Raw genomic sequence first — 13,841 nt, forward strand, 5'->3', positions numbered from 1 at the left:
GGACCGGCAGGCCGATCAGTAGCGGTAATGCTCCGGCTTGAACGGACCATCCACCGGCACGCCGATGTAGTCGGCCTGTTCCTGGCTCAGGGTGGTCAGCTTCACGCCGATCTTTTCCAGGTGCAGACGCGCCACTTCCTCGTCCAGCTTCTTCGGCAGCAGGTACACCTTCTTCTCGTAGCTGTCCTTGTTCGCCCACAGGTCGATCTGTGCGAGCGTCTGGTTGGCGAACGAGTTGGACATCACGAAGCTCGGGTGGCCGGTGGCGCAGCCCAGGTTCACCAGGCGGCCTTCGGCCAGCAGGAAGATCGCGTTGCCGTTCGGGAAGACGTACTTGTCCACCTGCGGCTTGATGTTGATGTGCTGCACGCCCGGGAAGCCGACCAGCGCATCGACCTGGATCTCGTTGTCGAAGTGGCCGATGTTGCAGACGATGGCCTGGTCCTTCATCGCGCTCAGGTGCTCGATGCGGATGATGTCCTTGTTGCCGGTGGTGGTGACGTACAGGTCGGCACGGCCCAGGGTGGATTCGATGGTGTTGACTTCGAAGCCTTCCATCGCGGCCTGCAGGGCGCAGATCGGGTCGATCTCGGTGACCACCACGCGCGCGCCGTAGGCACGCAGCGAAGCGGCGCAGCCCTTGCCCACGTCACCGTAGCCGCAGACCACGGCGACCTTGCCGGCCAGCATCACGTCCATCGCGCGCTTGAGGCCATCGGCCAGCGACTCGCGGCAGCCGTACAGGTTGTCGAACTTGCTCTTGGTGACGGAGTCGTTGACGTTGATCGCCGGGATCAGCAGGGTGCCGGCCTGGGCCAGCTGGTACAGGCGATGCACGCCGGTGGTGGTCTCTTCGGAGACGCCCTTCCAGTCCTTGACCACGCGGCCCCAGTAACCCGGGCGCTCGGTGGCCACGCGCTTGAGCAGGTTCTTGATGACCTGCTCTTCATGCGAGGCGGCTTTTTCATTGACCCAGTTGCTGCCGTTCTCGAGCTCGTAGCCCTTGTGGATCAGCAGGGTCACGTCGCCGCCATCGTCCACCACCAGCTCCGGGCCGGTCAGGGTGCCGTCGGGCAGGGTGAAGGTCAGTGCATCCAGGGTGCAGTCCCAGTATTCCTCCAGCGACTCACCCTTCCAGGCGAACACCGGGGTGCCGGACTTGGCGATCGCAGCGGCAGCGTGGTCCTGGGTCGAGAAGATGTTGCACGAGGCCCAACGCACGTCGGCGCCGATGTCCTTCAGGGTCTCGATCAGCACCGCGGTCTGGATGGTCATGTGCAGCGAGCCGGTCACGCGCACGCCCTTCAGCGGCAGGGTGGCGGCGTGCTTGCGGCGGATCGACATAAGGCCCGGCATTTCATGCTCGGCGATGTCCAGCTCCTTGCGGCCCCAATCGGCCAGGGAGATATCGGCAATCTTGTAATCGCCTTCGGTGGAGAAGGTCTTGGCAACAGCGTTCATTCAAAGCTCCGGTGTAATGACGAGTCGGTACTCGTGTTCGCCGGGCGCCGTTGGAACCAATCCTGGCCACCGAGCCTGGCCGCCCCCGGAAAGGTCCGGAACGGTCGCAGCGCCCCTCGGTGGAGGGTCGCCCATTATATCGCGGCCCGCTGCGTTGGCATGAATCGGTCCCCGCCCCCAACCATCGGCAGGGGGGCGATCGGCGCCCGGCTGTTAAGGTCGGGGGTTTGTATCAGCATAGGGACGGAACATGACACGCAACCATGGTCGACGCGCACCGCAATGGCGCCATACCTTGATCCTCGGCCTGGCCCTGCTGGCGGTGCCGCCGTTGGCGCTGGCCGCCGCGCCGGCCGCGAAGACCTCCGCGCAGGCCGTGGCCGCCGCCAAGGGTGACCCGAGCGGCTATGAGCTGCCCTCGCCGGCGCTGCAGGCGGTGGTCGACGCGCCGCGTGCCCCGACCCTGAGCCTGTCCCCGCGCCGCGACCTGGCCGCGCTGCTGCAGACCCCGCCGCTGCCGTCGATCAACGACGTCGCCCAGCCCGAACTGAAGCTGGCCGGCCTGCGCATCAACCCGGCCACGCATTCGGCCAGCCGCTTCAGCTTCGCCGACAAGCTGTGGCTGATGAACGTGGCCGATGGCAAGGAGCGCCAGATCAGCGGGCTGCCGCAGCCGTTGTCGATCGCCACCTTTGCGTGGTCGCCGGACCAGAAGTACATCGCCTTCAACCAGGTGCATGCGGCCACCAACACCAATGAACTGTGGATCGTTGATGTGGACGCCGGTTCGGCACGGCGCCTGGTCGGCGATCTGAACACGGTGATGGGCGATGGCTACAGCTGGCAGCCCGACAGCCGGGGCCTGCTGGTGATGCAGCAGCTCAAGGGCCAGGGGCCGGCACCGTCCGCCGGCGGCATTCCGACCGGCCCGGCGATCCAGCAGACCGAGGCCGACGCCGGTGTGCGCACCATCCGCACCTACCAGGACATGCTCAAGAACGAGGCCGATGCCCGCCTCTTCGATTACTACGCCAGCGCGCAGCCGGCCAAGGTCGCGCTCAACGGCGTGACCACGCCGCTCTCCACGGGCGGGGTGTACTGGGACGTCACGCTCTCCCCGGATGGCCGTTACCTGCTCAGCGAACGGGTGGTGCGCCCGTATTCCTATCTGGTGCCGGCCAGCGCATTCGCGCGTCGCATCGAAGTGCTGTCCGCCGTGGACGGCAAGCTGGAGCACACCGTAGCCAACCTGCCGTTGAAGGAAGGCCTGCCGACCGGCAACGATGCGGTGGCCACCGGCGTGCGCCGGATCGACTGGCGCGCCGATGCCCCGGCGACCCTGGTCTGGGCCGAGGCGCAGGATGGTGGCGACCCGAACCGCGAGGCCAAGGTGCGCGATGCGGTGCTGATGCAGGCCGCCCCCTTCGACAAGCCGCCGGTGACCCTGGCGCAGCTGGGCAGCCGCTATGCCGGCATCCAGTGGGGCCGTGGGGATCTGGCGCTGCTCAACGAATCGTGGTGGAAGAACCGCGAGGTCAAGCAGTGGCGGATCGCGCCCGACCAGCCGGAGAAGGCAGCGGAACTGCTGTCCGCACGTTCCTCGCAGGACCGCTACAACGATCCCGGTCGCCCGGGCCTGGTGCGCGACGTCAACGGGCGCGCGCGCCTGCAGGTGAGTGCCGATGGCCGCAGCATCTTCCTCTACGGGCTGGGCGCTTCGCCGGAAGGCGATCGTCCGTTCGTGGACCGCTTCGATCTGGACAGCAAGCAGACCACGCGCCTGTTCCACTCGCAGGCCCCGTCCTATGCCGCGCCGGTGGCGCTGCTCGACCAGGAAGGCACCTCGCTGCTGCTGACCCGTGAATCGCCCGATGAGCCGGCCAACTTCTACGTGCAGTCGCTGGGTGATGCCACGGCTGCACCGAAGGCGCTGACCCACTTCCAGCACCCGCTGCCGCAGCTGCGTGGGGTGAGCAAGGAGCAGATCCGCTACAAGCGCAACGACGGCGTCGACCTGACCGCCACGCTGATGCTGCCGCCGGGTTACAACGCGAAGAAGGATGGTCCGTTGCCGCTGCTGATGTGGGCCTACCCGGGGGAGTTCAAGACCGCCGAAGCCGCCAGCCAGGTCACCGATTCGCCGTACCGCTTCAACGCGATCAGCTACTGGGGTCCGCAGGCGTTTCTGGCCAAGGGCTACGCGGTGCTGGTCAGCCCGTCGATGCCGATCATCGGTGAGGGCGACAAGGAGCCGAACGACACCTACCTGCCGCAGCTGATCGCCAATGCCGAGGCGGCCGTGAATGAAGTGGTGCGGCGTGGCGTGACCGACCGTGAGCACATTGCGATCGGTGGCCACTCCTACGGTGCGTTCATGACCGCCAACCTGCTCGCGCATACCCGCCTGTTCAAGGCCGGCATCGCGCGCAGCGGCGCCTACAACCGCACGCTGACCCCGTTCGGCTTCCAGGCCGAAGAGCGCAACTACTGGCAGGCGCAGGACGTCTACCAGAAGATGTCGCCGTTCAACTACGCCGACAAGATCAAGGACCCGATCCTCTTCATCCATGGCGTGGACGACAACAACTCCGGCACGTTCCCGATCCAGAGCGAGCGCATGTTCGCCGCGGTGAAGGGGCTGGGCGGGACGTCGCGGCTGGTGATGCTGCCCAATGAATCGCACGCTTACCGGGCACGCGAATCGATCATGACCATGCTGGCCGAGAGCGAGCGCTGGCTGGAGCAGACCGTTGGCGAGGGGAAGCCGGTGAAGAAGAAGCGCTGAAACAACCGGTGGGTACCGGCCGTTGGCCGGTGCCGGAAACGATCGCCACCTGCCGGCCGCTGGCCGGCTCCTCGCGATGCCCGCACTGGCACCTGTCAGATCTGCATGGAGCCGGCCAGCGGCCGGCACTACCAGATGTAACTATTTGCGCGACGCAGCAACGACGCGATTGTGGGTTAGGCTTGAGCGGATTCCGTTCCCGAGGCCAGTGCGTCGCAGATGAACGAGTACCGTAGCAGCATCGTTTTTGCCACTCCCGATATTCCCCTGCGCGACGATGTACGCCGACTCGGCGCACTGGTCGGCGACCTGCTCGCCGAGCAGGTCTCCACGCAGTTTTTCGATGATGTGGAACAGGTGCGTACACGCGCCATCGCCCGCCGCGAAAGCGACGCCCCGCTGTCCGATCTCAACGATGCGCTGACCGGCCTGCCACCGGCACGCGCCGAAGCGATGGTGCGTGCGTTCAGTACCTATTTCCAGGTGGTGAACATCGCCGAGCGGGTGCACCGCATCCGCCGCCGCCGCGACTACCAGCGCGCCGGCACCGCCACGCCGCAGCCCGATGGCCTGCAGGACGCACTGGTCAACCTCAAGGCACAGGGCGTCACCCTGGACGAGCTGGCCGAGTGGCTGCCGCGCATCGACATCGAGCCGGTGTTCACCGCGCACCCGACCGAGGCGGTCCGCCGCGCGCTGCTGGAGAAAGAGCAGTTGATGGTGGCCAGCCTGGTCGACAACCTCGACGGCCAGCGCACCCCGGGCGAAGCGGCCGCTGACGCCGCGCGTTTCCGCATGGCGCTGACCGCCTCGTGGCAGACCACCGATTCCTCGCCCGTGCGCCCGACCGTGGAAGACGAGCGCGAGCATGTCGGCTTCTATCTGGTGCAGGTGCTGTACCGGGTGATTCCGGTGCTGTACGAATCGCTGCAGCAGGCACTGCTGGATACCTATGGCCAGGAACTGCCGCTGCCGCGCCTGCTGCGTTTCGGCACGTGGGTAGGCGGCGACATGGATGGCAATCCGAACGTGGATGCCGGCACCATCCGCAACACCCTGGATGCGCAACGCCAGGCCGTGCTCGGCCGCTACCAGAAGGACCTGCTGCAGTTGGCCAGCCTGCTCAGCCAGTCCACCGAGCGCGTGGCGGTCAGTGATGAACTGCAGGCCCGCGTGGACCATTACAAGGCGTTGCTGCCCAAGGTCACCTCGCGCCCGCGTCATGCCGACATGCCCTATCGCCTGCTCAACGACCGCATGCGCGCGCGGGTACAGGCGACGATGGACGATGCGGAAGGCGCCTACGCGTCGCCGCAGGAGCTGACCGACGACATCGAGCTGATCCTGCGCAGCCTGCACGAGAACAAGGGCGACCATGCCGGCGGCTTCGCGGTGCGTCGCCTGCTGTGGCGGGTGCGCACCTTCGGCTTCCATCTGGCGCGCCTGGACGTGCGTCAGGAATCGAGCGTGCATGGTCGCGCGCTGGCCAGCGTGCTGGATGGGCAGGAGGCCTGGGACGCCGCCGATGCGGTCACCCGCGCGGCACGGCTGGCCCCGTTCGCCAGTGGCGAGCAGGCGCTGCCGGTGAGCAACGAAGAAGGCGGTGAGCGCCTGGACGCGGTGTTCGCGGCGCTGGCTGATGCCCATCACCGGCATGGGGCCGATGCACTGGGCAGCTACATCATCTCGATGGCGCATGACCGCAGCGATGTCCTCGCCGTGCTCGCCTTGGCACGTCGTGGCGGCCTGGTGGATGACGCCGGCGCGGTGCCGCTCGACATCGCCCCGCTGTTTGAAACCGTGGACGATCTCAAGCGCGGTACCGACACCCTGCGCGATCTGTTGGCCGATCCGGTCTACCGCACGCACCTGGCCTCGCGCGGCGATGTGCAGATGGTGATGCTCGGCTACTCGGACAGCGGCAAGGATGGGGGCATCGCGGCGTCGCGCTGGGGCCTTCAGCGCGCCCAGGTGGAGCTGTTGGAGGTCGCTGCCGAGAACGACATCCGCCTGACCTTCTTCCACGGCCGCGGCGGCTCGATCAGCCGCGGTGGCGGCAAGACCACGCACGCCGTGGATGCCTCGCCACGTGGCAGCATCGACGGCCGCCTGCGCGTGACCGAGCAGGGCGAAGTGATCCACCGCAAGTACGGCATCCGTGCGCTGGCGCTGCGCTCGCTGGAGCAGTCCACCGGTGCGGTGCTGCGCTCCAGCCTGCGCCCGCGTGCACCGGAACCGCGCGAGGAACAGTGGCGCCCGGTGATGGACCTGATCGCGCAGAAGAGTGCGGATGCCTACCGTGTCTTCGTCGGCCAGAAAGACTTCATGCAGTACTTCCGGCTGGCCGCGCCGATCGACGTGATCGAGCGGATGACCTTGGGCTCACGCCCCTCGCGCCGACTGGGTGAAGATGCCGCGTTGACCAACCTGCGCGCGATTCCGTGGGTGTTCGCCTGGAGCCAGGCGCGTGCCGTGATTCCGGGTTGGTATGGCGTGGGTAGCGGCCTGCAGGCGGCGATCGATGCCGGCCACGAGGACATCCTGAAAGAGATGGCGCGCGACTGGCCGTTCTTCAGCACCTTCCTGGATGACATCGCGATGGTGCTGTCCAAGGGCGACCTGACCATCGCCGAGCAGTTCTCGCAGCTGTCTGGTGCGTTGCATGGCCGTTTCTTCCCGCAGATTCAGCGTGAGCTGGAGCTCACCGCGCAGTGGATCCTTGTGCTGACCGGGCAGGATGCACTGCTCCAGCACGACCAGCGGCTGGCGCTGTCGATCCGCCTGCGCAATCCCTACATCGATCCGATCAGCGTGCTGCAGGTGGATCTGCTGCGCCGCTGGCGTGAAAGCGGTGGCGAAGACGATGACGTGCTGCGCGCGCTGGTGGCCTGCGTGAACGGTGTTTCGCAGGGCGTACAGAACACCGGGTAGGCCATGAAGGGGGAGTGCCGGCCGCTGGCCGGCAGCGCTTCTCAGACCCGCTCGACCAGATCACCTGGTGCAGGCGGATTGGATGCCAGCAGCTCGAGGTGGCGCTGCTCCATCTCCTCGCGCAGTTGGCGGCGGATCAACGCGGCGGCATGCCGGCGGCGTTCGTCGGCGGTCTCCAGCACGAGCGGCGGCACCGGGGTCGGCTTGCCCTCGTCATCCACCGCGACCATGGTGAAGAAGCAGCTGTTGGCGTGGCGCACGCTGCGCTTGAGGATGTCCTCGGCCACCACCTTGACGCCGATCTCCATCGAGGAGGTGCCGGTGTAGTTCACCGAGGCCAGGAAGGTGACCAGCTCGCCGACCGCGATCGGCTGCCGGAACATCACCTGGTCCACCGAAAGGGTGACCACGTAGCTGCCGGCATAGCGGCTGGCGCAGGCATAGGCAACCTGGTCGAGCAGGCGCAGCACCGCACCGCCGTGTACCTTGCCGGAGAAGTTGGCCATGTCCGGCGACATCAGCACCGTCATGGAGAGCTGGTTGGATTTGAATTCGGGCATGACTGGAGTGTAGCGCCGCTTGACCCATTGGTAGAGCCGACCGTTGGTCGGCTGGTCGCGCGCGGCGCGACGATGGGTCAAGGCGCCAAAACGACGACGGGCCGCTTTCGCGGCCCGCCGTTTGTTTCGCCGATCATTGCCGCGCTGCGCGCGGCCAGCCGACCAACGGTCGGCTCTACCCGTAAGAAAAGGGCCGCTTTCGCGGCCCATTTCTTACTTCAACTTCGCATCCGCGCGCAGGGCGGCGGCGCGATCGGTCTTCTCCCAGGAGAAGGCGGTTGCGTTGACCTGTTCGCCAGCACCGTTGGTGTAGCTGAACTCCTTCGCCTTGCGGCCGAAGTGGCCGTAGGCCGCGGTCTGCTGGTACATCGGGTGGATCAGGTCCAGCATCTGGATGATGCCGTACGGGCGCAGGTCGAAATGCTTGCGGATCAGCTTTTCGATCTTGTCATCGCTGATCTTGCCGGTGCCGAAGGTGGTGACCGAGATCGAGGTCGGCTCGGCCACGCCGATGGCGTAGGAGACCTGCACTTCGCAGCGGTCGGCCAGGCCGGCGGCCACGACATTCTTGGCGACGTAACGGGCAGCATAGGCAGCCGAACGGTCGACCTTGGACGGATCCTTGCCCGAGAACGCACCACCACCGTGACGGGCCCAGCCGCCGTAGGTGTCGACGATGATCTTGCGGCCGGTCAGGCCACAGTCGCCCACCGGGCCGCCGATCTCGAACTTGCCGGTCGGGTTGATGTGGAATTTGGTGCCCTTGTGCAGCCACTTGGCCGGCAGCACCGGCTTGATGATCTCTTCGCGGACGGCCTCGATGAGGTCCTTCTGCTTCACGCCCGGGGCGTGCTGGGTCGACAGCACCACCGCGTCGATGGCCGAGACGGCGCCGTTTTCATAGCGCAGGGTGACCTGGCTCTTGGCATCCGGGCGCAGCCAGGACAGCGGCGAGTTCTTCTTCTTGCGGATCTTGGCCTGCTGCTCGACCAGGCGGTGCGACAGGTGGATCGCGGCCGGCATGTAGCTGTCGGTCTCGTTGGTGGCATAGCCGAACATCAGGCCCTGGTCGCCAGCGCCCATTTCTTCGGGCTTCTTGCGGTCCACGCCCTGGGCGATGTGCGGCGACTGCTTGCCGATCAGGTTCAGCACGCCGCAGGTCGCGCCGTCGAAGCCGACGTCGGAGCTGTCGTAGCCGATGTCCAGGATCACCTTGCGGGTCAAGGCTTCCAGGTCGATCCAGGCGCTGGTGGTGATTTCACCGGCGACGATTGCCACGCCAGTCTTGACCATGGTTTCGCAGGCCACGCGCGCACGCTTGTCCTGGGTCAGGATCGCGTCCAGCACCGCATCGGAGATCTGGTCGGCAATCTTGTCCGGATGGCCTTCGGAGACCGATTCGGAGGTGAACAGGTAGCTGGACATCAGGCGTAATATCCTTTGATTCGGATGGAAAGATGGGCGCGAATGATACACGGCAAGTCGCGCGCTTGCATTGTGCGCCAGCGAGGGTTGCCCGTGGTTAAGCCTGCGTGCCCGTCGCAGGGCCCGGTGTGACGGGATTGGGGGCCAGCGTCACCGCCCAGTGTTCCACCAGCGTGACAAACGGCCGCCCGCAGCGGCACCTGCCCGAGAAGCATGCCAGCCGCACGCGCCTCACGAAGGGCGCGACGTGCATCCGAACCCCGCGAGCGTCATCGGCCCGTCGTCAAACCGCCATCGGGCTGTCGTCGCCGCAGGGCAGGCTTCGGCGCATCCGGCCGCCGGACCTGAGGAGCACGCCATGCACGACGTCGAGCAGCGCGACGCGCGGGAGGCCGACAAACGGCCCGTGACCACCCTGGCGCCCCATCGGCGGGCCGTCTTCCTTTCCGATGTCCACCTGGGCTCACGTCACTGCCACGCCGCCGAACTGGCCAGGTTCCTTGCCGGGCTGCGCTGCGAGCGCCTGTATCTGGTGGGCGACATCATCGACCTGTGGTGGATGGCGCACCGCCGGGCCAGTTGGCGGCCGGCCCACAGCGAGGTGATCCAGGCCCTGCACGCGCTGCAGCGGGCCGGCACCCGGATCATCTACATCCCGGGCAACCACGATGCTTCGCTGCGCAAGGTCTGCGGGCTGATGCTGCCGGCCATGCAGGTACGCCGCCGGGCGATCCACGTGACCGCCGATGGACGGCGGCTGCTGGTCGTGCATGGTGACGACTACGACGGCATCACTCATTTCGGTGGCCTGCAGGAGCGCTTCGGCGACTGGCTGTATTACCGCATCCTGACCGGCAACCACCTGCTCAACGCGGTCCGGCGGCGGCTGGGTCAGCGCTACTGGTCTCTCTCTGAATTCCTCAAGAAGCGCAGCGGCGCGGCCGAACGCTACATCGAACGCTTTGTCCAGGCCGGGCTCGAGGATGTGCGGCGGCGTGGGCTGGACGGGATCGTCTGCGGGCACATCCACCGCGCCACACTGGTGGAGCGCGACGGGCTGATCTATGCCAACGACGGCGACTGGGTCGAGAGCCTGACCGCGCTGGCCGAGGATCCGGACGGCAGCCTGCGGCTGCTCGATCACACCGGGCAGACCCTGGCGGCGCTGCCCGGCAACGCCGCACTGGCCAGAGCGGCCTGAGCAGAACGGCATCAACGCAGCGCCAGGCCCGGCTGCTAGCATCGGCCGATGGACTCCCTCACCCAGATCGTACTCGGTGGCGCGGTCGCCGCCGCCATCGCACCGGCCGGCCATCGCCGCGCCGCCCTGTTGGCCGGTGCCGCGCTCGGCACCCTGCCGGACCTGGACGCGCTGCTGCTGGCGTTCACCGCCGCCGATCCGGTGGCGCTGATGGTCGAGCACCGCAGCTACAGCCACTCGCTGCTGGTGCTGCCGTGGGTGGCCGCGCTGATCTGGTGGCTGTTCAAACGCTTTGGTCACGGCCGGGTGGCGCAGGCGCCGGGCCGCTGGTTCTGGGCGATCACGCTGGCGCTGATCACCCATCCGCTGCTGGATGCCTTCACCGTCTACGGTACCCAGCTGTGGTGGCCGTTCACGCCGCACCCGACGATGTGGGCCAGCGTTTTCATCATCGACCCGCTCTACACCGTGTGGCTGCTGATCGCCTGTGCAGTGGCGTGGTTCGCGCGGGCGCGGCCGTTGGCGCAGAAGGCGCTGGTGGCCGGCCTGGTGCTCAGCAGTGGCTACCTGGGCTGGTCGCTGCTGGCCAAGCACAGTGTCGACCGCGAGGCCGACCGCGCCCTGGCCGCGATGGGGCTGGGCGATGCGCCGCGCTTCTCGGTGGCGATGCCGTTCAACACGCTGCTCTGGCAGGTCGTCGCGATGACGCCCAACGGCTACGTGATCGGCGAGCGCTCGCTGATCGCCGACCGCGGCCCGATGACCTTTGAAGGCCATCCCTCCAACGTGCAGGCCCTGCGCCAGGCGGCCACGCTGCCGGCCGTGCAGCGCCTGAACTGGTTCAACCGCGGCTTCATGCGCGCACAGGTGGTCGATGGCGAGCTGCGGCTGAGCGATCTGCGCATGGGCCTGGAGCCGGACTACACCTTCACCTTCGCGGTGGCCCGGGCCGAGGGCGGGGGCTGGGCCGCGATCACGCCGCGGCAGCTGCGCCCGGCGTATGAAGGGGAGCAGGGCAGGGCGATGGTGAAGCGCCGGTTCTCGGCGATGTGGCAACGCATCTGGCATGCACCGGCGAGCACCGAGGTGATCGCACCCAAGGCAGGTTGGACGGAGGCACCGTGACCGAACGGTTTGAAATGGAGATCAATGGCACGCGCTACACCCGGCTGGCCGATGTACCGCCGGAGTACCGCGCACTGTTGCTGGATGTGACCCCGGGTCGCTCCGCCGAGCAGCCGGCGGTGCCATTGCGCGAGATCCTGCACAAGGCCAGGGCGCAGCCGGACCGCGCGCGTCAGCAGCAGGTGCTGCTGGAGGAACTGCACAAGGTCGACCCTGAGCGGGCGCGGCGCATGCAGAACAAGCTCACCGAGCGTAACCAGCGGCCGGCCACCGGCACGCTGGAAGTAGGCCACACGCCCACCGCGCGTCCGCGCGAAGGTGCCCGTCTCACCGCCGGCAGTGCGACGGTCGCCCCGGGTGATCGGGGCGGACTGGGCCTGTGGTTGCTGCTGGCCGCAGCGGTGGTGGTGACCGTGATCGCCTGGGTGACGCGCTAGCGCCGCCCCCCGGTCAATACACCGTCGCGCGCGCCTGCACGAAGGAGAAGAAGAACACCGCGTTGGGGTCGTTCTGGACCAGGCTGAACTCGCGGCGCATCCCGTCCACCGTCTCCTGGTCGACCAGGCCGGCTTCCAGCAGCGGATCGGCCGCCGACAACAGCAGTTGCTCCCAGAACGCGATCATCGTCTTGCGACGCGCCGGCTCGCGGTTGTCCAGGTGGATGGTCTTGATCTCGGTGTGCACGTCGCGGAAGCCGCCAGCCAACAGCAGGTTGCCGAGCTTGGCACCGACGAACGGATCGCCGCCGTGGTCGTACTGGAAATCGTTGAACGCCATCCAGTAGCGCCAGATGTGCGGCGAGTAAGGATCGAGCAGGAACGAGGCGTTCATCACTTCGGTGACATACACCGGCGAACCCGGGACCAGCACGCGTCGCACTTCGTTGAGCACCCGCGCCGGCGAAGGCACATGCTCCAGCACCCAGCACAGGAAGGCCGAATCGAACTCGCGCGCACCGAACGGCAGATTGCCGGCGTCGGCCTGCAGCAGGGTGTAGCGCTCGCGGCACCACGGGGTCTTGGCCAGGTTGGTGGCGGCAGTGGCCAGCTGCGCTTCGCTCAGGTCCACGCCGGTGACGTGCAGGTCCGGGAACCGCCGCAGCAGGATGTCCGTCTGTGCGCCCACGCCGCTGCCGACTTCCAGCAGGCGCGTTGCGCCGCCGTAGTCGATGCCGCTGAAGATGCTCGATTCGAACAGGCGCGACTGGGTGACCAGGCGATGCTGCTCGGTATCGGAAAAGCCGTGGAGATAGGTCGGTGCGGTGATCGGCGGGTTCATGACAGAAGGCTCAGGCAGCGGACGACAACGGCTCGCCGGCGGCGAGGGCGTCGAAATAGTCGGTGGTCAGGGCGACCTGGCTGGCGGCATCCTCGGCGCGGTTGACCACCGCACGGAAGGCGGCGTTCTCCGGCCGGTCCTTGGCGTACCAGCCCAGGTGTTTGCGCGCGATGCGCACCCCCTGCTGCTCGCCATAGAAATCGTGCAGCGCGTGCAGGTGGCCCAGCAGCAGATCGCGGACCTCGGTGACCGAGGGCGGCGCCAGCAGCTCGCCGGTGGCCAGGTAGTGCGCCACCTCGCGGAAGATCCAGGGCCGGCCCTGGGCGGCGCGCCCGATCATCACCGCGTCCACGCCCGTCTGCTTCAAGACCTGCGCCGCTTTCTGCGGTGAATCGATGTCGCCGTTGGCGACCACCGGAATGCGCAGCGCCGCCTTGATCGCGGCGATGGTGTCGTATTCGGCGGTGCCGGTGTAATGCTGGTCGCGGGTACGGCCATGCACGGCCAGCGCGGCGATGCCGCTGTCCTCGGCGATGCGGGCGATCAGCGGGCCATTGCGGTGATCGCAGTCCCAGCCGGTGCGGATCTTCAGCGTGACCGGCACGTCCACCGCGTTGACCACTGCGGTCAGGATGCGCGCGACCAGGTCTTCATCGCGCATCAGCGCCGAGCCGGCCCAGGCGTTGCAGACCTTCTTGGCCGGGCAGCCCATGTTGATGTCGATGATCTGCGCACCGTTGTCCACGTTGTAGCGTGCTGCCTCGGCCAGCTGCTGCGGCTCGGTCCCGGCGATCTGCACGCTGATCGGGTCCGGCTCGCCGGCATGGTCCATGCGGTGGAGCGACTTGCGGGTGTTCCAGAAGCGCGGGTCGGAGATGGTCATCTCCGAGGCGGCCAGGCCCGCGCCCAGCTGTTTGCACAGCAGGCGGAAGGGCTTGTCGGTGACACCGGCCATCGGTGCCAGCACCACGTTGGGCTGGATGTTGTACGGGCCAATCTGCATGTGCGCATTGTAGTGCCGGCCGCTGGCCGCCAACCACGCAGGTACCGCTACCTGTTCAGGCCGATCCGGAAG

Annotated in this window: 10 protein-coding genes and 1 riboswitch; of the genes, 5 read left to right on the forward strand and 5 right to left on the reverse strand. The window is 67.3% G+C overall.

The genetic code is table 11. The annotated features are described in order from the left end of the window. Positions 1-15: 15 nt before the first annotated feature. The gene (gene ahcY, locus BIZ42_RS12465) at positions 16-1,461 is read right to left on the reverse strand and encodes an adenosylhomocysteinase (RefSeq protein WP_046273657.1); all 1,446 of its coding nucleotides are present in this window, start codon (positions 1,459-1,461) and stop codon (positions 16-18) included. Between the two features lie 35 nt (positions 1,462-1,496). Then, positions 1,497-1,585: riboswitch (S-adenosyl-L-homocysteine riboswitch) on the reverse strand. A 126-nt stretch (positions 1,586-1,711) separates the two neighbouring features. Here ahcY and BIZ42_RS12470 point away from each other — a divergent pair. Both BIZ42_RS12470 and ppc read left to right on the forward strand, forming a co-directional pair. Then, entirely contained in the window at positions 1,712-4,246 is a 2,535-nt protein-coding gene (locus BIZ42_RS12470) for a prolyl oligopeptidase family serine peptidase (RefSeq protein ID WP_070426635.1), read from the forward strand. A gap of 219 nt (positions 4,247-4,465) precedes the next feature. Continuing rightward, on the forward strand, positions 4,466-7,177 hold the full coding sequence (gene ppc, locus BIZ42_RS12475; RefSeq protein ID WP_070426636.1) for a phosphoenolpyruvate carboxylase: 2,712 nt from the start codon (positions 4,466-4,468) through the stop codon (positions 7,175-7,177). A 41-nt stretch (positions 7,178-7,218) separates the two neighbouring features. Here the strand turns inward: ppc and BIZ42_RS12480 are convergent, their stop codons facing one another. Beyond that, a complete protein-coding gene (locus BIZ42_RS12480; protein ID WP_026069660.1) occupies positions 7,219-7,737 on the reverse strand; it encodes an acyl-CoA thioesterase in 519 nt (172 codons plus the stop codon). Between the two features lie 213 nt (positions 7,738-7,950). Then, positions 7,951-9,162: a methionine adenosyltransferase gene (gene metK / locus BIZ42_RS12485; protein WP_019182462.1), complete on the reverse strand. Its 1,212-nt coding sequence runs from the start codon at positions 9,160-9,162 to the stop codon at positions 7,951-7,953. Positions 9,163-9,520: 358 nt separating this feature from the next. Between metK and BIZ42_RS12490 the strand changes: the two genes are divergently transcribed. From BIZ42_RS12490 to BIZ42_RS12500, 3 genes are read left to right on the forward strand one after another with little or no spacing between them, the layout of a single operon-like run. Then, complete coding sequence (locus tag BIZ42_RS12490; RefSeq protein WP_070426637.1) at positions 9,521-10,363, forward strand: UDP-2,3-diacylglucosamine diphosphatase; 843 nt, start codon at positions 9,521-9,523, stop codon at positions 10,361-10,363. Positions 10,364-10,411: 48 nt separating this feature from the next. Beyond that, positions 10,412-11,488: a metal-dependent hydrolase gene (locus BIZ42_RS12495; protein ID WP_070426638.1), complete on the forward strand. Its 1,077-nt coding sequence runs from the start codon at positions 10,412-10,414 to the stop codon at positions 11,486-11,488. Further along, positions 11,485-11,925, forward strand: a complete 441-nt coding sequence (locus tag BIZ42_RS12500) for a hypothetical protein (protein ID WP_083279855.1) — start codon at positions 11,485-11,487, stop codon at positions 11,923-11,925. Before BIZ42_RS12495 ends, BIZ42_RS12500 begins: the two co-directional genes overlap by 4 nt. Positions 11,926-11,938: 13 nt before the next feature. Here BIZ42_RS12500 and BIZ42_RS12505 read toward each other — a convergent pair whose 3' ends face one another. Beyond that, the gene (locus tag BIZ42_RS12505) at positions 11,939-12,766 is read right to left on the reverse strand and encodes a methyltransferase domain-containing protein (protein WP_046273661.1); all 828 of its coding nucleotides are present in this window, start codon (positions 12,764-12,766) and stop codon (positions 11,939-11,941) included. 10 nt (positions 12,767-12,776) lie between these two features. Next, on the reverse strand, positions 12,777-13,769 hold the full coding sequence (dusB, locus tag BIZ42_RS12510; protein WP_070427536.1) for a tRNA dihydrouridine synthase DusB: 993 nt from the start codon (positions 13,767-13,769) through the stop codon (positions 12,777-12,779). Positions 13,770-13,841 lie beyond the last annotated feature (72 nt).

The sequence above is a fragment of the Stenotrophomonas sp. LM091 genome (genome assembly GCF_001806305.1).
GTDB lineage: Bacteria > Pseudomonadota > Gammaproteobacteria > Xanthomonadales > Xanthomonadaceae > Stenotrophomonas > Stenotrophomonas bentonitica_A.

What these genes read in the sequence shown, in the direction of transcription:
- BIZ42_RS12480 (WP_026069660.1), bottom strand. Translation starts at nt 7,737, where the DNA reads ATGCCCGAATTCAAATCCAACCAGCTCTCCATGACGGTGCTGATGTCG.
- dusB (WP_070427536.1), bottom strand. Translation starts at nt 13,769, where the DNA reads ATGCAGATTGGCCCGTACAACATCCAGCCCAACGTGGTGCTGGCACCG.
- BIZ42_RS12470 (WP_070426635.1), top strand. Translation starts at nt 1,712, where the DNA reads ATGACACGCAACCATGGTCGACGCGCACCGCAATGGCGCCATACCTTG.
- ahcY (WP_046273657.1), bottom strand. Translation starts at nt 1,461, where the DNA reads ATGAACGCTGTTGCCAAGACCTTCTCCACCGAAGGCGATTACAAGATT.
- metK (WP_019182462.1), bottom strand. Translation starts at nt 9,162, where the DNA reads ATGTCCAGCTACCTGTTCACCTCCGAATCGGTCTCCGAAGGCCATCCG.
- BIZ42_RS12505 (WP_046273661.1), bottom strand. Translation starts at nt 12,766, where the DNA reads ATGAACCCGCCGATCACCGCACCGACCTATCTCCACGGCTTTTCCGAT.
- BIZ42_RS12495 (WP_070426638.1), top strand. Translation starts at nt 10,412, where the DNA reads ATGGACTCCCTCACCCAGATCGTACTCGGTGGCGCGGTCGCCGCCGCC.
- BIZ42_RS12490 (WP_070426637.1), top strand. Translation starts at nt 9,521, where the DNA reads ATGCACGACGTCGAGCAGCGCGACGCGCGGGAGGCCGACAAACGGCCC.
- ppc (WP_070426636.1), top strand. Translation starts at nt 4,466, where the DNA reads ATGAACGAGTACCGTAGCAGCATCGTTTTTGCCACTCCCGATATTCCC.